The organism is Tropicibacter sp. S64 (assembly GCF_049803835.1).
GTDB lineage: Bacteria > Pseudomonadota > Alphaproteobacteria > Rhodobacterales > Rhodobacteraceae > Pacificoceanicola.
Genome location: NZ_JBNAGK010000001.1, coordinates 362,523 through 381,772, shown reverse-complemented (window position 1 = coordinate 381,772; position 19,250 = coordinate 362,523). Strand labels below are relative to the sequence as shown.

The 19,250-nt window shown below is 66.1% G+C and carries 17 protein-coding genes; 14 read left to right on the top strand and 3 right to left on the bottom strand.

The features are described from left to right. The first annotated feature begins 52 nt into the window (after positions 1 to 52). From ACP159_RS01805 to ACP159_RS01760, 10 genes are all read left to right on the top strand, one after another. The gene (locus tag ACP159_RS01805; protein ID WP_425097904.1) at positions 53 to 1,174 is read left to right on the top strand and encodes a hypothetical protein; all 1,122 of its coding nucleotides are present in this window, start codon (positions 53 to 55) and stop codon (positions 1,172 to 1,174) included. Between the two features lie 75 nt (positions 1,175 to 1,249). Then, positions 1,250 to 2,194 carry a hypothetical protein gene (locus ACP159_RS01800; protein WP_425097903.1) on the top strand — a complete coding sequence of 315 codons (945 nt, stop codon included), beginning with the start codon at positions 1,250 to 1,252 and terminating at the stop codon, positions 2,192 to 2,194. Positions 2,195 to 2,202: 8 nt separating this feature from the next. After that, a complete protein-coding gene (locus ACP159_RS01795) occupies positions 2,203 to 3,216 on the top strand; it encodes a hypothetical protein (protein ID WP_425097902.1) in 1,014 nt (337 codons plus the stop codon). A gap of 5 nt (positions 3,217 to 3,221) precedes the next feature. Beyond that, on the top strand, positions 3,222 to 3,920 hold the full coding sequence (locus ACP159_RS01790; protein ID WP_425097901.1) for a class I SAM-dependent methyltransferase: 699 nt from the start codon (positions 3,222 to 3,224) through the stop codon (positions 3,918 to 3,920). Continuing rightward, positions 3,898 to 4,923, top strand: a complete 1,026-nt coding sequence (locus ACP159_RS01785) for a hypothetical protein (RefSeq protein WP_425097900.1) — start codon at positions 3,898 to 3,900, stop codon at positions 4,921 to 4,923. Before ACP159_RS01790 ends, ACP159_RS01785 begins: the two co-directional genes overlap by 23 nt. Positions 4,924 to 4,982: 59 nt before the next feature. Continuing rightward, on the top strand, positions 4,983 to 5,798 hold the full coding sequence (locus tag ACP159_RS01780) for a hypothetical protein (RefSeq protein WP_425097899.1): 816 nt from the start codon (positions 4,983 to 4,985) through the stop codon (positions 5,796 to 5,798). 208 nt (positions 5,799 to 6,006) lie between these two features. Further along, entirely contained in the window at positions 6,007 to 8,139 is a 2,133-nt protein-coding gene (locus ACP159_RS01775; protein WP_425097898.1) for a YjbH domain-containing protein, read from the top strand. After that, entirely contained in the window at positions 8,136 to 8,789 is a 654-nt protein-coding gene (locus ACP159_RS01770; protein ID WP_425097897.1) for a YjbF family lipoprotein, read from the top strand. The genes ACP159_RS01775 and ACP159_RS01770 overlap by 4 nt, the downstream gene beginning before the upstream one ends. A gap of 115 nt (positions 8,790 to 8,904) precedes the next feature. After that, entirely contained in the window at positions 8,905 to 9,177 is a 273-nt protein-coding gene (locus ACP159_RS01765) for a hypothetical protein (RefSeq protein WP_425097896.1), read from the top strand. Between the two features lie 137 nt (positions 9,178 to 9,314). Continuing rightward, on the top strand, positions 9,315 to 10,673 hold the full coding sequence (locus ACP159_RS01760) for a polysaccharide biosynthesis/export family protein (protein WP_425097895.1): 1,359 nt from the start codon (positions 9,315 to 9,317) through the stop codon (positions 10,671 to 10,673). Positions 10,674 to 10,817: 144 nt separating this feature from the next. Here the strand turns inward: ACP159_RS01760 and ACP159_RS01755 are convergent, their stop codons facing one another. Next, on the bottom strand, positions 10,818 to 12,260 hold the full coding sequence (locus ACP159_RS01755) for a mannose-1-phosphate guanylyltransferase/mannose-6-phosphate isomerase (protein ID WP_425097894.1): 1,443 nt from the start codon (positions 12,258 to 12,260) through the stop codon (positions 10,818 to 10,820). A 147-nt stretch (positions 12,261 to 12,407) separates the two neighbouring features. Here ACP159_RS01755 and ACP159_RS01750 point away from each other — a divergent pair, with 147 nt between their 5' ends. Continuing rightward, positions 12,408 to 12,923 (top strand): DUF1697 domain-containing protein, encoded by a 516-nt coding sequence (locus ACP159_RS01750; protein ID WP_425097893.1) that lies wholly within the window; start codon positions 12,408 to 12,410, stop codon positions 12,921 to 12,923. Positions 12,924 to 13,148: 225 nt separating this feature from the next. Here ACP159_RS01750 and ACP159_RS01745 read toward each other — a convergent pair whose 3' ends face one another. Continuing rightward, complete coding sequence (locus ACP159_RS01745) at positions 13,149 to 13,679, bottom strand: serine O-acetyltransferase (protein ID WP_425097892.1); 531 nt, start codon at positions 13,677 to 13,679, stop codon at positions 13,149 to 13,151. Between the two features lie 216 nt (positions 13,680 to 13,895). Between ACP159_RS01745 and ACP159_RS01740 the strand changes: the two genes are divergently transcribed. Genes ACP159_RS01740 through ACP159_RS01730 form a run of 3 tightly spaced genes read left to right on the top strand, consistent with a single transcriptional unit; the run spans position 13,896 to position 18,267 of the window. Next, on the top strand, positions 13,896 to 15,941 hold the full coding sequence (locus ACP159_RS01740) for an acyltransferase family protein (RefSeq protein ID WP_425097891.1): 2,046 nt from the start codon (positions 13,896 to 13,898) through the stop codon (positions 15,939 to 15,941). Further along, the gene (locus tag ACP159_RS01735; protein WP_425097889.1) at positions 15,938 to 17,503 is read left to right on the top strand and encodes a GMC oxidoreductase; all 1,566 of its coding nucleotides are present in this window, start codon (positions 15,938 to 15,940) and stop codon (positions 17,501 to 17,503) included. Before ACP159_RS01740 ends, ACP159_RS01735 begins: the two co-directional genes overlap by 4 nt. Further along, a complete protein-coding gene (locus tag ACP159_RS01730; protein WP_425097888.1) occupies positions 17,500 to 18,267 on the top strand; it encodes an SDR family oxidoreductase in 768 nt (255 codons plus the stop codon). Before ACP159_RS01735 ends, ACP159_RS01730 begins: the two co-directional genes overlap by 4 nt. 2 nt (positions 18,268 to 18,269) lie before the next feature. Here the strand turns inward: ACP159_RS01730 and ACP159_RS01725 are convergent, their stop codons facing one another. Continuing rightward, positions 18,270 to 19,031, bottom strand: coding sequence for a WecB/TagA/CpsF family glycosyltransferase (locus ACP159_RS01725; RefSeq protein ID WP_425097887.1), 762 nt, complete (start codon positions 19,029 to 19,031; stop codon positions 18,270 to 18,272). Between the last annotated feature and the right edge of the window lie 219 nt (positions 19,032 to 19,250).

The following is a 19,250-nucleotide window of genomic DNA, read 5'->3' as shown; positions in this document are numbered from 1 at the left end:
TGTTTTTGGCGCAATCGATTGTCTTTCCATTGTTGCGACGAGGAGAATTCTCATGGGGACCACCATCACCACATCCACGTTCACCACCGCCGTGGTCGCCTGCCTGTTGGCGGGCGCCGCCAGCGCGCAGAACGTGATCAATTCGAATACCACGATCTACAATAGCCTTTGCGTAGGCTTCGACTGCGCCAATTCCGAAACCTATGGGGCCGATACGATCCGCCTCAAGGAAAACAACCTGCGCATCCATTTCGACGATACCTCGACAGCCGGCGGTTTCGCGAACCAGGACTGGCGGCTCGAGGCGAACTCGAACGTTAACGGCGGCGGCGAGTATTTCCGCATCATGGATGCGACGGCCAACCGGGCGCTGTTCACCGTCGAGGCCAACGGCCCGAGTAATGCGCTCTACGTCGACAATGGCGGACGGCTCGGGCTGGGCACCGCGAATCCCTCTGTCGAAGTGCATGTCACCGATGGCGACACACCGACGCTGCGGCTTGACCAGACCACCGCCAGCGGCTTTGCCGCGCAGCGCTGGGACCTGGCCGGGAACGAAACCAGCTTCTTCGTCCGCGACGCTACCAACGGCTCCACCCTGCCCTTCCGCATCCGGCCCGGCGCGGCGAGCAACTCGCTGGTGATCGACAACGACAACGATGTCGGCATCGGCACATTGACCGCCGAAGCGGCGCTGCACGTCCAGCGCACCAGCTCGGGCGTCAAGCAGATGATCCTGCTGCGCAACAACGGCGGCTCCTTCATCACCCTCGAGAACACCGCGACCTCCGAGTCCTGGTTCTTCACGCATGAGAACAATGCGCCCAACCGATTCCTGATCTCCCATTCGGACGGCGGCGTGCAGATGGCGCTCGACCGGGACGGCAACATGGTGCTCAGCGGCGACCTGACCACCACCGGCGCGGTCTGCGGCTCGGGCTGTGACCGGGTGTTCGACGCGGATTACCCGCTGCCGACGATTGCCGAGCAGGCCGAAATGATGTTCGCCTCCCGGCATCTGCCCAACGTCGGCCCGACCGACGAGGACGGTCCGTTCAACGTGACGCAGAAGGTCGCGGGCATGCTGAACGAACTGGAGAAGGCGCATATCTACATCGCCCAGCTCGAAGAGCGCCTTGCCTCGGTCGAAAGCCGTCTGGCCGCAGCCGAGTAACCCCGCCACGGTCCGCGAAGGCCCCGCCCCACGCGGGGCCTTTTGCTTGTCCGCCCGCCATGGCATCAGGGGCGCATGAAAACACTCTACCTGCACATCGGCCGCGGCAAGACCGGCACAACCGCCCAGCAACGCGCCCTCGCCGCGCATCGCGACGCGCTGCTGGCGCAGGGAATCGACTACATTCTGGCCGGAGACGAAGGCAAGGGCGGCGGGCATCAGGACTTCGCCAAGAGCTTCATCGCAAGCCGCCCTGCCTACATGGTTCCACCGAAAGACCCGGAGGCGCTGCGCATCGAGACCGCGCGGCAGATCGCCGAGAGCCCGGCCCCGGCGGTTCTGCTCAGTTCGGAGAACTTTCCGCTGGTCGACATCGCCGCGCTCAGGGCATGGATCGAAGCCTTGCCGACCCGGATTGCCGTCAAGGTCATCCTGTTTGCCCGGTCGCAGGACGACCTCGCGGAATCCGAATACAACCAGATGGTCAAGCTGACCTTCGAGACCCGCAGCCCCGCCGAATACGCCGCCGCCCTCGAAGGCGCGGATTTCTTCGCCGAAGCGGAGGCCTGGGCGGCGCATTTCGGGCGGGACGCCGTCATCGCGCGGCTCTATGACGGGGCGGGACAGGACGCCGTGGCGCAGCTTGGAGGGTGCCTGCCCGGTGCCCCGGACCTGCCGCGCGCGCCGAATGCCGCCAGCCGCCAGGGGGCGAACCGCTCGCTCGGTGCACGGGCGCTGACCGTCGCGCGGCTGCTGAACGGGGCGGAAGTCACCGACCGCCACCTGCGGCACACGATCTTCAACGCCTTCGACGGCAAGGACCTGCCTGCCGTCCTGTTCAGCGCCGACGAAGCCCGCGCCATCCGCGCCCGCTTCGCCGACAGCAACCGCCGCTTTGCCGAGACGTATCTTGGCCGCACCATCGACGGTGACCTCGGCGGACGGCGTTACACCGACGCCGAGCGCGATCGCCTCTTTGCCGCGGCCCAGGCGCTTCACGACGCTCCGGAAGCGCGTTAGGGTCGCCCATGATGCAGGATCAGATGAAACACCCGCCGACGCTCGAATACCGCATCCCGATCAGTCCGACGGACAAGATGATGCGGATGGTCCGCTACTTCCTTGAATCGGTTCAGGAATTCGGTGGTCCGATAGGCCGCTCGGCACATTGCGCGCTGGTCGTGGGCGACCATGAAGCCCCTGTCGACCTGCAAGGCAGATACCCCTGGATGGCGGAGCACGACATCTCCGTACATTGGGTCGACCCCGAGAATTTCGCGAAATGGGAATACGACGCCACCGGCTTCGAACGCTTCTGGGTCAAATCCGATGCCGACATCGTGGCGATGATCGACGCCGACCTGCTGGTCGCGGGCGACTTCGATGACGTCATCCTGCGGTCGCACCGCGACCAGACCATCCTCGGAGTCATGGCCCATGTCTCGCCCTTCGGGCGCACCAATTCCGACGGCCGGCCCAGCGCGGCGTGGTGGAAGGAAATCTTCGACGCCGCCGGCGTGCCCATGCCCCCGCTCGACTTCGAGTATTCCGCCTGGGGCATCGACTTTCGCACCATTCCCGGCTTCGAGCGCACCAACATCATTTTCGGTGACCCCGATCACCGCTACGGTCCCGCCTATCTGAATGCCGGTGTGATCGTCGGCCCGCGGGCGCAGTTCGACCTGATGGGAACCACCTTCGTCGAGGACATGACCCTCGTCCACACCTTCCAGAAGACGCATTTCGCCTACCAGATTGCCCATCCGGTCTGCTGCGCCCGGCACGGGCTGCGGTGCGAGACCATGCCGGTGGACTACAACTTCGCGCTGAACCTTCCGACCGACATATACCGCGCGCTGAACCCCGATCCGCGCGGCGCGACCACGCATGAGGACACGAAAATCTTTCACTACATCGGCGGCGGCGCGTATTTCGGCGATCCGGCGGCAATGCAGGACCTGCTCGACAAGGACGATCGGGACGGGGCCTGGCCAGTCTTCCGCGACCGCCTGTGCCGCGTGCGAAACCGCATCGGAGAGTGACGCGCTTGGACTGGAAAGCCTACTATGATGCCCGCGTGGCCAGCCTCGCCCCCGACGACCATCTGGCCCAGGTCGGACACACGGTGCAGGGCAAACCCATTCCGGACACGCATTTCCGCGCGTTGCTGGCGCAGATCGCGACCGAACTCGACATCGGGCCAAAGGACCGGCTGCTCGACCTTTGCTGTGGCAACGGCGTGTTTACGCGACCGCTGGCAGACCCCGCCGGGGCGGCGCTCGGCGTCGACATTTCCAGCGCGATGATCGCCACCGCCCGCCGGGACTTCGCCGCGCCGAACCTGGTCTTCGAGGAACGCGACGTTGCCGACATCCGCACCCTCGCCAGCCGCCCGGAAGCGCCCTTTACCCGCGTGATGATGTACGGCGCGTGGCAGCATTTCAGCCCCGAAACCGGCCTCACCATCCTGCGCGATGTACTGGAGATCACCACGCCGGAGGTGCGGATCTTCCTCGGGTTCGTGCCGGATGACGCGCTGAAGGACAACTTCTTCGACACCCCCGAACGCCGCGCCGCCCATGCCGCCCATGTCGCCGCCGGGACCGACGCCTTCGGCACGTGGTGGCGGCGCGACGATCTGGCGGAGATGGCCGGACGCCTCGGCCTGACCTGCCATTTCACCGATCTGCCGCCAGAGGTGCATGCCGCCTCCTACCGCTTCAATGCCACGCTCACCCGAGCCTGAAGGCCGCGCCATTGGCGGGGTCTTTCCGGCGATCACGCCGGGAGAGCCAGTGTCGGACAGCCTTTGGCAACATTGGACAGAGGGCGCGGCGCAGGTCTTGACCTTCGCCAACGCCCGCTCCGCCTTTGCCCACGTCATCGACAGCCTTGCGCCAAGGCGCGTCTGGCTGCCGGTATGGCTCTGCGCGGACATGGCGGAGGCCGTCCATGCCCCCATGCTCTACGGCTTGGACGAGACCCTGACTCCGGACATCCAAGCCCTTGAAAAGGCGTTGCAACCCGGTGATCTCCTGCTTGGCGTCAACTATTTCGGCAGGCCCAATGCAGCCCTCCGGCAGTTGGCCGCCGCCCGCCCCGACGTGACCTTCGTCCAAGACATGGCGCAGGCCACCGACACCGTTGCTCCGCCTTGGGGCCAGTTTCAGATCTACAGCCCGCGCAAACTGCTCGGCGTCGCAGACGGGGGCATCCTGATCGACCTCGAAGGCCCCCTGCCACTCCCGGGTCAACGCCCCGCCGCCACGGCGGCCCTGCGCCGCGCTGGGCTGATGCGCGCCCGCGATCCGCAGGACCTGAACAACGCGGCGTGGTTCGCGGCGTTCCAATCCGCCGAGGCATGCATGACGGTGACCGACCACGCCATGAGCCACCGCACCCGCCAGATCCTGCAATCCACGCCGGTCACAGTCCTCACCGCGCCGCGCCGCGCCAATTACGCGAGGCTGCACGCGCATTTGCCCGACCTTGCATTCTGGCCCGATCCAAGCCCCGACTGGACTCCGCTCGGCTTCCCGATCCGGGTGCCGGATGCCAAGGCCCTCGGCGCCGCGCTGGCGAAACAGCGTATCTTTGCCCCGCGGCATTGGCTGCATCTCGTCACCGACACTCCACCGGAGCCGGAAAGAACCCTTCAACGGCAACTTCTTACCTTGCCCTGTGACCAGCGTTACGGGCCGGAAGACATGGACCGCATCGCCCGTGCCGTGCGGGCGGCGCTGGCATGACGCATCCGTATAACACGCGCGCCTACGCGCGAACCTTGCCCGGCGGCGACCCGGTCCACATGAGCGAAACGCTTGGCGTGCCGCTGCGTCTGCGCGCCATTCCCGGCACAGACCGGATCGACGCCTGCGGCACTTACCCGATCTCACCGGGTCTGCGCCGGTCCGATCCGGGGGCGATCCGCGCCGAACTCGCCGCTCTGGGCGTTGTCAGCCTCGTGCTCGTCACGGACCCTTTCGACGCGCCGTTGGACGGTTTCGACCTGACGCGCCCTTACAAACCGCATCACATCATCAATCCGGCGGACGGGCCGGCCAGGTTCAGCAAGCATCACCGCGCCGAGATCCGCCGCGCCCTGCGCCAGTGCTCCGCGCGACAAATCATGCTAAGCGACCACCTGCCCGCGTTCCTTGCGCTCTACGATACGCTCGCCGAACGCCACGGTTTCGGCCCGCAGCACCGCTTCGGCGTCAACCATTTCAGGCATCTGGCGGACCATCCGCAGGACTTTCCCACTTTCGGTGCGTTCCAGAGCGAGACCCTCGTCTCCGCCCACATCTGGACCCGGTACGAAAACCGCCTCTACAGCCACCTCGCCGCCTCCAGCGCCGAGGGCTACGCGATGAGCGCCGCCTACGCGGTCTACGACGCCTCCATCGCCGGATTCGCCGGTCACCGGATCACCCTGGGCGGCGTTCCCGACAGCGCCGGCGGCCAGCCCAATCCCGGCCTCGACCGTTTCAAACGCGGCTTTGCCAACGGCGTGGCAAGCCCGTCCCTCTGCGGGCTGATCGTCGACGAGAGCGCCTACACGTCCCTGTCCAGCCGGGCAAACACCTCTGAAAAGACAGGATTTTTCCCAGCATACCGCGCATAGATAGCGGTCATGCCGCGGATTTGGGCGCAAGATGTGGTTTTTCCGGCACGTCGCCGCGCCAACCGAAGCCCAGGGAGCCCCGCCTCTTTATCCCGGACGCCGAACACGGCACAAAAGACCGCAGGGTCCGCTAGCGGGCCCAGGCTGTCGCGGGGTGACCGGCTGCTTACGGGTCAGGCCGCGATTTGGGTGGGGTTGGAGAGGGCGCTTGCGCTATCGGATCAGTCTGTTCCTGGCAACATCGGCCTGCGCCCTCGTCGCGGGCACTGATGCCATGCCGCAAACGGACCCCTGGGCGCGCCCGAGCCTGTCCTTCACCGGCGTGCCGGGCCTCGTCGACATGCCCACCGCGCACCAGATGCAGGACGCCGACCTTTCCGCCACCGTCGGTGTGATCGACGGCACCGCCCGCACGACGTTCCATTTCCAGATCACGCCGCGCCTCTCCGGCGTGTTTCGCTATACCGCCTTCGGCGAGTTCTGGAACCCCGGGGTCAACTACTACGACCGCAGCTTCGACCTGCGTTACCAGCTGCTCGATGAAGGCCGTTACCATCCCGCCGTGACTGTCGGCCTGCAGGATTTCGGCGGCACCGGCGTGTTCGCCAGCGAATATGTCGTCGCGACCAAGACGTTCGGCAACCTGCGGGCCACCGGGGGCATCGGCTGGGGACGGCTGGGCAGCTACAATGGCTTCACCAACCCGATCGGCCTCTTCGCCCCGTCCTTCAAGGCCCGCAAGAAAGGCGCGACCGGCGTCGAACAGACCGGACGGCTCGACTCCAGCCAGTGGTTCCGGGGCGATGCCGCGCTGTTCGGCGGACTGGCGTACGCCGTCAATGACCGCTTCCGGCTGGCGCTGGAATACTCCTCCGACGATTACGCGCTGGAGCAGCGGCAGGCCGGGTTCGACCGCGCCTCGCCGTTCAACTTCGGCCTGAACTACCGCTTCCGGAACGCCGTCGACATGCGCGCCGCCTACCTCTACGGCAGCACCGTCGCGGTACAGTTCAGCTACACGCTCAACGCCAAGTCCCCGACCCGCCGCGCTCCGGCGCTGGAAAGCGCGCCGCCGCCGTTGCAGGTGCGCGCGCCCGGGGCCGCCGCCGACCTCGGCTGGACCGTCAACGCCGCCCTGCCCCCGGCGCTGCGCGATGGCGTGGCGCAGGTGCTCGCCGCCGACGGGCTGACGCTGGACGGGTTCACGGTGGAAGGCCGCCGCGCCGTGGTCCGCTTCCGCAACCCTTCGGACATGAACACCGCACAGTCGGTGGGCCGCATCGCCCGCACGCTGTCCCTGCTGCTCCCGCCCTCGGTCGAGCAGTTCGAGATCGTGCCGGTCTCAGGCAACGGCACACCGATCTCGCGGATCACCCTGATGCGCAGCGACCTCGAAGAGCTGGAATACGCCCCGGACGGCGCCTGGCAGACCTTCGCCCGCGCAAGGATAGAGGATGCCACCCTCGCGGGCCTCGGCACCGACTTCACCGGCCCGGCGACGCCGTCCTTCACCTGGGGGATCGGACCGTATCTGCAGGCGACCTACTTCGACCCCGACAGCCCCGTGCGCGTCGACGTTGGTGTCGAGGGCCGCTTCCGGTATGAACCCGTCGGCGGCCTCGTTATCAGCGGCGCGGTGCGGCAGCGGCTGACCGGCAACCGGGGCGAAACGCGCCCGTCCGACTCCGTGTTGCCGCATGTGCGCTCGGACGTGGGCCTCTATGCCAAGGAGGGCGAAACCGCCCTCACCAACCTGACGGTCGCGCATTACTTCCGCCCCGGCAAGGATCTCTATGGCCGCGTCACGGCGGGCTATCTCGAACCGATGTACGCCGGGGTGTCCGGCGAGGTCCTGTGGAAGCCGGTCAACAGCCGGCTCGCCCTGGGCGCGGAACTCAACTACGTGCGCAAACGCGCCTTCGACCAGGGCTTCGGTCTGCAGGACTACGACGTCGTGACTGGCCATGTCTCCGCCTACTACAAGGCGCAGAACGACTTCCATTACCAGCTGGACGTGGGCCGCTACCTCGCCGGGGACTGGGGCGCGACGCTCTCCGTGGACCGCGAGTTCGCCAACGGCATCAGGATCGGAGCCTTCGCCACCCTGACCGACGTGCCCTTCGACACCTTCGGTGAAGGCTCCTTCGACAAGGGCATCCGCTTCGAGATTCCCGTTTCCGCCATCACCGGGCGCAAATCCACGCAAAGCGTAAGCCGCACCATCCGCCCGGTTCTGCGCGACGGCGGTGCGCGTCTCAATGTCGGCGGGCGGCTCTACAACGACGTGCGCGACTACCATCAGGACGGGCTTCAGGATCAGTGGGGGCGGTTCTGGCGATGAAACGGCTGGTGGCGTTCCTCTGTCTTCTGACCCTCGCCGCCTGCGGCAACGACGGCGCCGGGACTGGCGGTCTCAAGGGCGTGTTCTCCGGCGCTTTCGGCAATCGCGCCGCGCCGCCGGATCTGAGCCGGTCGCTGACCCCGCAGGCCATCGCCCGCTTCAACGGCCCGCTGATCTACGTGGCGGTGCTTGGCAATGGTGTGCAGGCGGGCCTGACCCCGGGCCCCCGCAACGGCGCAGTGCAGCAGTGGAACACCGTGGACGGCGCGAGCCTGAGCTTCCGGGACGGCGTGCTGACCGCCAGCCGCGGCCTTGGCGGAGACCTGATCGCGGCGGATGTCACGGATGTCGTCGCGGCGCTGCGGCAGGGTCACGACACCGCCGAGCGGGTACACCGCTACCTGAACCACGAGAACGCGCTCGAAATCCACGCCTTCAAGTGTGAATACACCCGGCCAGGCCGGGAGCCGGTGCAGACCCTCGCCGGAGCCTACACCGCGCAGCGCATCGACGAGACCTGCTTCGACAGCAAGGGGACTCGAATCGAGAATGCCTACTGGATCGACGGCGCGGGTGTCGTGCGACGATCGACGCAATGGCTCGGTCCCTACGCCGGTTATCTGGACATCCAGCGGCTGAAAGACCGATAATCCGGCATTGTCGGCCTTGTGGCCGCCATAATCAACGAATCCTTAACCAGTTGCGTTGCGCGGTTACGTCCGATGGTGTACCTCCGGAACCAGAATGATTTTCGGAGTGCAAATCATGAAACGCAAAATCCTTACGTCTTTCGTGCTGATGGCGGCCATGATCGGCGCGTCCTCTGTTTCGGCACAACAGCAGCAAGACTGCGACAGCAACCAGTCGACGCCGCAAACCGATGACGACTGCACCATCCTGGGTGGCCTCTGGGGCGCCGGAGACGGTGTCGGCATCGCCATCGCAACCGGCGCGGCCGTCGGCATCATCGCGGCAGCCGGTGGCGGCGGTGGCGGTGGCGGCGGCGAGACCCCGAACACCTTCGTCGCCGGACAGTAATCCGGGCGCAAGACCCGGTCGGATTGAGGCGAACCTGCATCGGGTTCGCCTTTTTTCTTGGCAAGCGCTCTGCAAACTGGCCCCGCCGCACCGGGCGGGGTAAAAATCGGACACGTCACGGACCGAAGGAAACTTGGATGCTCAGGCCCTTTTTCGCGATTCTCGCCCTCACCGGATTGATCGGATGCGACGTGGTGTACCAGTCGCCGAGCGTCAATCCCCTGCGCGACGATGACACCAAGGTCCGCGTGGTCTCGATGACGCCGGAAACCGTGCTGGCCGCCAACCGCTCCACCTACCGGCCCAAGGAATTGCCGGGCGTGTTCTTCGCCGCTGCCGGAGCAGGCTCGCAGCCGCGGGGCGTCGGGGCGCTGCCGCGTCCGTTCGACGATCCGGGCCGGGGCGGTTTCCTCGAAACCCGCGTGCCGCCGCAGGTGGCGGACAGCCCCTATCGCATCGGCGTCGGTGATGTGCTGCTGCTGGCCACACCGCAGGGCGGCAACACCGTCGAGCAGCTGACCGGCCTTCTCGCCGCGTCCAACTCCCGGCAGGGCTATACCGTGCAGGACGATGGCGCGATTGCCATTCCCAACGTCGGGCGGGTGCAGGTGCGCGGCCTGACCATCGACCAGGCCGAGGCGGAGCTGTTCCAGCGGCTGGTCGAGAACCAGATCGACCCGACCTTCAGCCTCGAAATCGCCGAGTTCAACTCGCGCCGGGTCTCCATCGGCGGCGCCGTCGCCAACCCCACGGTGGCCTCCATCGGCCTCACGCCGCTCTACCTCGATGAGGCGCTCGCCGCGGCGGGCGGGGTCAATGCCGGTGACCTCGACCAGGCCTCCGTCCGCATCTACCGGGACGGCACCCTCTATCAGATCCCGCTGACCGAGCTCTACTCCAACCGTGGCCTGCAACGCACCCGCCTGCAGGAAGGCGACAGCGTCTTCGTCGACACGCAGCTGCAACTGAACGAGGCGCAAGCCTATTTCGAGCAGGAAATCCGCACCGCGCAGTTCAAGCAGTCCGCCCGCATCAACGCGCTGAACGAGTTGCAGGCGGAGGTGGCGATCCGCCGCAACGCCATGCAGGACACCCGGCAAAACTACCTGACCCGGCTGGAACTCGACTCGGTCGAGCGCGATTATGTCTACCTGACCGGCGAAGTGACCGAACAAAGCCGCTACCCGCTTCCCTTCGGCAAGACCGCGAGTCTGGCCGATGCGCTTTATTCCAACGGCGGCATCCCGACCGAAACCGGCAACGTGCGCGAGATCTACGTGCTTCGCGGCTCCGAGGATGCCCGCGAGTTCGGCGCGGTGACCGCCTGGCAACTGGATGGGCGCAACGCGGCGAACTTCATGCTGGCGACGCGGTTCCAGCTGCGGCCCAACGACGTGATCTTCGTCTCGGAACAGCCGGTCACCCGCTGGGGCCGCGTGATCCGCCAGATCACCCCGTCGATCATCACCACGACCGTGGCCGCCGCCGCGAAGTGAGGGGTTCGCCGCGTTCTGCGCGGCGACCGAGGTATCTGAAAACCAGAGAAGACAAAGGCCGCGCTTTCGAAAACGCGGCCTTTTCCTTGTGTTATGTGACGCTCCCCCGGAGCGTTTGCCGGGCCAAGAGCCCGGTCCGGGGTTTCACCCCCGAGCGTAGACATCCTCGTAGCGCACGATGTCATCCTCGCCGAGGTAGGTCCCGGTCTGCACCTCGATCAGCACCATCGGCACCTTGCCGGGGTTTTCCATCCGGTGCACCGCACCAAGCGGAATGTAGACCGACTGGTTCTCCGTCAGCAGCCGCACGTCGTCGTCCACCGTCACCTTCGCCGTGCCTTCGACGACGATCCAGTGCTCGGAGCGGTGGAAATGGCTCTGCAGGGACAGCGACGCGCCCGGATGCACCAGAATGCGCTTCACCTGGAAACGCTGGCCGATCACCAGGCTCTCGAACCAGCCCCAGGGGCGGTGGTCCTTGGGGAACTGCCCGGCCTGCAATGCGCCCTTTTTCTTGAGCACCGAGACCGCCTTGCGTACGTCCTGCGCCCGGCTCATGTCCGCCACCAGAACCGCGTCGTTCATCGCCACGGCCATGATGTTGTCGAGCCCGATGCCGACGATTTCGAGGTTCGGGTCCTCGGACCGCAGCAGCGTGTCGCGGCAGTCGATCGCCGTGGCGTTGTTCTCGGCCACGACGCCCGAGTCATCCGGTTCGCTCACGCGCCAGACCGCGTCCCAGCCGCCAAGATCGGACCAGCCGCCCGCGAAAGGGACAACCGCGAGATTGTCGGCTTTCTCCATGACCGCGTAGTCGATGGAGATGTCCGCAGCCCCGCTCCACGGCTCCGGCGCCAGCCGCAGGAAGCCGAGGTCCGTCTTCGCGTCCTCGACCGCCGCCTTGACCGGGGCGCAGAGATCGCCGGCGTGGGTCTCGAAAGCGGCGATGATGTCCGCGGCGCGGAACAGGAAGATCCCGGCGTTCCACAGGTAGTTACCCGCCTGCACCATCTCCGCCGCCCGCGCCTCGTCGGGCTTCTCGACAAAGCGGCTGAGCGCGACGGCGCGGCCATCGGCGCTCGGGGTGGCGGAGAGTTCCAGGTAGCCATAGGCGGTTTCGGCATGGGTCGGCGTGATGCCGAAGGTGACGAGCTTGCCGTCCTCGATGGCCTCCAGCCCCTTGGACACCGCCGCATGGAAGGCCGCAACGTCCTGAACGACGTGATCCGACGGCGCCACCAAAAGCACGGCATCGGGGTTGGTCTTCGAAGCAAACAACGCGGCGGCCAGCACCGCCGGCGCGGTGTTGCGCCCTTCCGGCTCGATCAGAACCGCACCCGGGTCGATCCCCACTTCGGCCAGTTGCTCGGTCACGATGAAGCGGAAATCGGCATTCGTCAGCACCATCGGCTTGTCGAACTGCAGTGCGTCCGTGCCACCGGACATGCGCCGCGAGGAGGCCTGGAACAGGGTCTCCTCGCCCATAAGCTTGGCAAACTGCTTGGGATAGCTCTTGCGGGACAAGGGCCAGAGCCGTGTGCCCGACCCTCCGCAAAGAATGACCGGAATGATCGTGGTGATTGCCATGGGAATACCTGTCCTGAACGTCTTGGGCCTTGCTTACCAAATGATCCTTGCCGCGCCAATCCGTGTTCTGCAATGCAGAAAGTCTCTGACCGGGGTATGGTTTCCCTGCGCTTGTCGTGACCGGCGCGGAGGCCCTATGCTGCACGGATGACCCGCTATTGCGCCCTCCTGCGCGCCGTCAATGTCGGCGGCACCGGCAAGCTGCCGATGGCGGAGCTTCGGGCGTTGTGCGCGGATGCGGGGTTTGCCGATGTGTCGACCTATATCGCCAGCGGCAATGCGCTGTTTGCCACCGATGCCAGCGAAGATGCCGTCCGTGCGGCCCTGGAAGAGCGGCTGGCCGCCCATGCGGGCAAGCCGGTGGGTGTCCTGATCCGCAGCGCTGCCCGGATGCGACAGGCGCTGCAGTCCAACCCTTTCCCGGAAGCTGACCCGCGTCGGCTCGGTGTGCTGTTCCTGCCGTCCGAGCCGGAGCCTGCGGCGTTGGAACCGAAAGGGCAGGCGGGCGAGGCGATCGTCGCCGCCGGGCGCGAGGTGTACATCCATTACCCGGACGGCATGGGCCGGTCGAAACTGCGTTTCAAGGCGATGGACGTCGGCACGATGCGCAATCTCAATACGGTGGCCAAACTGGCCGACCTTCTGGACGACACGGGTGATTGACCCTCTTTTTGCTTGCGCAACGGGGTTTGACAGGCGCGGGCGAGTCGCGATGGGGCAATCTGTACGAAACTCGGCCAGAATCGTACCAAACGCGGTAGCAATGCACCCACCCGAAGGCGGCGCATCCAAGGTGGGTTGTGGACTGCAAGAAGGGCACCACAAGATATAGACCGGATTTCACCAGGCCCGGCACAGTCCGCCGCCTTAACCCCGGCGTGCGCCGCGTTAATCCGTGTCCCGCTGGCTATCGCCCGATGCGTTTGCCACCTTCTGGCGGATCACCCGCGCCGGAATGCCCGCCACAGTCGCACCGGCAGGCACATCCCGCGTGACCACCGCATTCGCCCCGATCACCGCATGATCACCCACGGTCAGCGGCCCGATCAGCTTTGCGCCCGCGCCGACATCCACATGCCCGCCAAGAACCACCGGACCGGCCAGCGTCACCTGGTGAAAAATCATGCAATTGACGCCGATTTTCGCGTCCGGATGCACGATGATGCCGGTCGGATGCGTGAGCCTGAGCCCTCCGCCGACCTCCGTGTTCAGATGCAGTTCCGTCTGGCAGATCGTAGACCAGAACAGGTGGTTCAGTGCCCAGTACTTCCTTGAAATCGCGGCAAGAACTCCGCCCCGCGCTTGTGCGGCCTGATACCGGCGCAAGGCCCTGAGCAGCTTCTGTCCCGGATCCCAGAACCGGCGCACGTCCTCTCGACTCCAGTCGGGCACCTGGGCGGAGACCTGTTCGTCCGTCACAAAATCCGCTCCCGTGCCACACTGCGCCCAATTCCCGCCAAGATTTGAGGTATAGTTAACCCTAAAGCAATACCAACACGTCACGCCGTTTGCATCGCGCATGACGTGCTAACCCTTGTCCGCACATCCGGGTCGCTCCCGGAGCCGCGGACCGACGTGACCCGGTGACCCGGAAGGAGCAGTGATGAGCCAGTCCTCGACACAGAGGCCCCCCGCGTGAGCGCACCGCTCGGTCAGACTCTGCCCTACAGGGGCGACATCGACGGTCTCCGGGCCGTCGCCGTGCTGTCCGTCGTGCTCTACCATTTCGGCTTTCCGCTGCAGGGCGGGTTTGTCGGCGTGGACGTCTTCTTCGTCATCTCCGGCTTCCTGATCGGCGGAATCCTCTGGCGCGAATACGACCAGACCGGGCGTATCTGGCTGAAAAACTTCTATATCCGCCGCTTCCGCCGCCTTGCTCCGGCGTTTTTCACCATGGCGCTGGTCACGACACTCGTCGGCTGGGCGCTGCTTTTGCCCTTCGAATTCCGCGAATACGGCAAGAGCCTGATCGCTGCGACGGTGTATCTCTCCAACGTCTTCTTCTTTCGCGGCGCCGGCTATTTCGATGCGGCCTCCGAGGACAAGCCGCTCCTGCACACCTGGTCCCTCGCGGTGGAGGAGCAGTTCTACATCCTGCTGCCGCTGCTGATCATTTTTCTTGCCCGCTGGCGCTGGGGCCTGCTGGGCGTGCTCGTGGCCGTCTGGGCGGCCTCGCTTGCGGGCAGCATCCTGCTCACCCCGCATTTCCAGACCGCCACCTTCTACCTCTTCCCCTTCCGCGCGTGGGAGTTGCTCAGCGGCGTTCTGCTGGCGATCTGGGGCTATGAGACGGGACGCACCTGGCGCGGCTGGGCGGTTCTCTCATGGCTCGGCATGACGCTCATCCTCGCCTCCATCGTGCTCATCCCCTCGGGCCCGCTGTTCCCCGGTCTCCTGTCCGTGCCGCCGGTCCTCGGCACCGTGCTCGTCATTGCCAACGGGCTGAACCGAAACCCGGTCAACCGCATGCTCTGCCACCGGCACGCGGTGTTCGTCGGGGCCATCTCCTACTCGCTTTATCTCTGGCACTGGCCGGTGTTCACCCTCTCGACCTACCTGCGCGACGGATACGCCAACCTGCTGGAATCCCTTGTCTGGATGGCGGTCTCCTTCGGCCTCGCCTGGCTCTCATGGCGCTTCGTCGAAACGCCGGTGCGGCGGGCGCGCAGCCTGCCGGGCGGGTTCGTCTTTGGCGGCACCGCGCTGGCCTCCGCGCTCCTGCTTGGCCTCGGCGGCTGGCTCTACACGCAGAACGGCCTGCCTGCCCGCTTCGGCCCGGAGGCCCGCACCCATATCGCCGCCAGTGGCGATTTCCTGCAGGACTGGAGCCGCTGCTACACGGCGGACACCCTGCCGCTCGACGGGCTGGAGGTCTGCCCCATCGGTCCCGACGGCCCGCCGCGCATCCTCGTCTGGGGAGACAGCCATGTCCGCGCCTTCAAGGAAGGCCTCGACCTTGCCGCGCATGAGGCGGAGGTGCCCGGCATGATCCTTTGGCGGGCCGGATGCCCGCCGATCTTCGGGGTGCGCAAGGTGGAGAACAGCGCAACGGCGGCGCAGGACGTGGCCTGCACGCAGGCGAACAAGCAGATCGAACAGGCGCTTGGCCGGCTGGATACAGTGGAAACGGTGTTGCTGATCGGGCGCTGGAGTTACTACGCCACCGGCACCGGCGTCGGTCTCGACGAGGCGAACCGCATCGCGCTGCACCCGACGGACGTGCCGGAGCATATCGGCACCGGGCAGGCACGGCTGCTGGCCTCCGGAGCGAAGCACACGGTACAAAAGCTCTCGGCCTGGTTCCCGACTGTCTACGTGCTCCGCCAGCCGCCCGAGATCCCGTTCTACGACAGCCGCAGGGCCGCCCGCGAGGCCGCGCACGGCACCTGGCCGCTGGCCCCGGCGCCGCAGACCACGCCAACGGTCAACCGCGCCACGCTCGCGGTGCGATCCGCGCTGGCCGACGCGCCCTGGCTGCCCTTGGCGGAAGAAGGCCGCATCCGGTTCCTCGACCCCTGGCCGTTCTTCTGCGACGCGGACAGCTGCTCGGCGGTCCACGACGGGACCGGGCAATACTTCGACAACAACCACATCACCAATTCCGCGGCGCTCCGGGTACGTGACGTCTTCGCCCCCGTCTTTTCCGGGGTCAGCCAGCAGACCGCCCTCACCGAGCAATGACCCACCCGGCCAGCGATACGCCCTGGGACGCCATCGTCATCGGCACCGGCATGGGTGGAGGCACGATCGGCCAGGCGCTGGCGGAGGCCGGGCAAAAGGTACTCTTCCTGGAGAAAGGCCCCGCCGGCTTCCGCAGCGAGGTCAATGGTCTGAGCGATGTATTCGTGCCGGAGGCACGGCTGACCCGCGGCCTCTGGCCCGAGCCTTTGCATGTCACGCTGAACGGGCGCGACGCAGCATTTCATGCGCCGCTGGGGGCCGGGGTGGGCGGCTCCTCGGTGTTCTATGCCGCAACGCTGGAACGGCCCGAACGGCATGATCTGGAGGAGACGGATGGCAGGCCGCACCCGACAGGCGGCTGGCCGGTGGGCTTTGAAGCGATGGAGCCGTATTACGCCCGCGCCGCACGGCAGTTCCGCGTCTATGGCAGCCCCGATCCGCTCTCGCCCGAAGCTCCGATACCCTTGCGCGCCGCGCCGCAGTTGAACGCAACCGAACAGGCCTTGATGGACAGCCTGTCCGCCGGCGGCCTGCATCCCTACCACGCGCACACGGCGCTGGAGCGGGTACCGGATTGCCTCAGATGCCTGGGCACAAAATGTCCGAAACGCTGCAAGATGGATGGCCGCTCCGCTGGCGTGGACCCGGCGCTGGCCACCGGCAACGCCACGCTGATCGACCGTGCCGATGTCACCCGTCTGGCAACAGAGGGCAACGCCATCACCCACGTCGAGACCCGCATCGACGGCAGGACGCAGATATTCCGGGCAAAGCGCTACATTCTCGCCGGGGGGGCACTTGGCTCGGCGCATTTGCTGCTGAAATCCGCGTCCGAAGCGCATCCGACCGGCCTCGCCAACACGTCCGGTCTCGTCGGGCGCAACCTGATGTTCCATCTCAACGAGATATTCGCCCTCTGGCCAAAAGGCGGCGAGCTGGAAGATGGCGCGACAAAAGCCATTTCCCTGCGCGATCTTTACCACTCCGGGGCCCGGTTCGGCACGGTGCAGGCCATGGGCATCCGCGCCGCCTACGGCGAGATCGTGTTCTACCTGAACCAGATGCTCGCCCGCAGCCGGTTTGCCGGGGTCCCCGGTGCCCGGCATCTCACCCGCCTGCCCGCCGCCATCGCCGCCAGGCTGTTCGGCCAGGCGCAGCTGTTCGTCGGGCTTATGGAAGACCTGCCCTACCCGGAGAACCGCGTGACTTTCGATCCGGCACACCCGGAGCGCCTGCAGGTGATCTATACCTTCGCCGACGAACTCCTGCACCGCCGCCGCGCCTTCCGCCGGGCGATCCGGCAGGCGTTCCGGGGGCACAGGCGGATGTTCCTCGGTATCGCGCCGGAACTGAACTACGGCCACCCCTGCGGCACCTTGCGGTTTGGACACGATCCGAAGACTTCGGTCCTGCGGCCGGACTGCCGTAGCCATGACATCGCGAACCTCTGGGTCACCGATGCGTCGTTCATGCCGACCTCCATGGGCGTGAACCCCTCGCTGACCATCGCCGCCAATGCCCTGCGCGTGGCGGACATCCTGCTTCAGGAGCCACTGCCATGACCACGCTGACACCAAAGGACGGCTTTGCCATCGTGACCGGCGCAGGCTCCGGCCTCGGGCGGGCGCTGGCGGTCGATCTGACGCGGCGCGGATTTACCGTTGTCGGCACCGGGCGTCGGCTTGCGGCGCTGACCGAGACCGGAACGCTCTGCGAAAGCGGGCTTTTCCACGCCGAACCGCTGGACGTGTCAGACGCGGGCCGGGTGGCCGCAACCTTCGCGCGGCTGACACAGACCCACGGCCCGCTGGCCCTGCTCATCAACAATGCGGCGGTCTACCCGCACCGGGATTTCCTCGACACGGCCCCGCAGGACTTCATGCAGGTGGTGCAGACCAACCTCGGCGGGATCGTTGCCTGCACCCACGCGGCCCTGCTGGACATGGCTCCGCGCGGCACCGGGCGGATTCTGAACGTCGCCACCTTCGCGGACCTCAACCCGCTGCCGACTGCGGGCGCTTACTCCGTCTCGAAGGGGGCCGCGCGCATCCTCACCCGCAGTCTGATCGCGGATCTCGGGGATCGCTTTCCGAACATCGTCATCTCGGACTGGATGCCCGGAATGCTGCGAACGGACATGGGGATTCCGGACGGGCTCGACCCGGCCGTGGCCGCGAAATGGGGGGTCACTCTGGCAGTGCAGACCGACCCTTCCTTCACCGGCACCACCTTCGAGATGGACCGCGAGATCCTGCCGCCACGCGGGCTGAAGGGGAAAATCAAGGATCTGGTCCTGCGACGAACGCGCAAGCCGCGCCGCCTCTGACGTCAGAGTTCCTTGCGCACCCGAAGTGCCAGCGCTTGCAGCACCTGCCGGGGCAAAATCAGGAAGCACTTGAGATATCGCACAGTCAGGCGGCGCGGATTGTTCACCATGCGCCACAGCCACTCCATGGCAAGGCTGCGGGCCCACTCCGGCGCCCGCTTCTGCGATCCGCCGAAGAAATCAAGTCCCGCCCCGATGGAGGCAAACCCGACCGACGGCGCGATCTCCCGGCCAAAGGCGGACAGGATTTCCTGCTTCGGCGCCCCGAAGGCGACAAAGCACAGCCCGGCGCCGCTGGCTTCGACCTGGCGCAAGACGGCCTCCGCCTCCGCGCCGAGCGGATCGAATCCCATTGGCGGCGAGAGGCACAGTGCCACATTCAGGCCGGGAACCACCGTCTCCAGGAAGGCTTTCGCGGCTTGGAGCGACTCATCCGTCGACCCGACGAAGGCAACGGGCACCTGGTGCCGCGCCGCGATTCTCGACAGCGGCAGAATGGCATCGGAACCCGGGATCAACTGCACCGGCTTGCCCGCCAGTCGCGACATCCAGACAATCGGATTGCCGTCGGCAACCACGAAATCCTGCCGCAGGTAAGCATCCCGGAAGTTCTTGTTTGTATTTAATTTTACGAGATGATCGAGGTTGATCGTCGCCAGCGCGAAGCCCTTTCGATCCACCAGACATGCCTCGACCCGGGCTTCGAGCCCGGCCCAGGTCGGCACGTTGACCGAGATTGTCTGACCCTTGATCGTAAACTGCATTCCGGCCTCTCTGACGGCGGTACATTAACTCTGAACTGCTTCCGTATTCAGTGGGAAAAAACCACAGGCTGGTGCCAAAAAAGTGGCAAAAGCGCGGTATCTCCGGGATTGTGCAAAATCCGGTAACGTGTCGAATTCTGGCCATCTTTTGCATATAGGCAAGCAATGGTTGACGGCGGGTAGTGCAGGGATGCCCGGGATCAGGTCAAATAGGGCCTG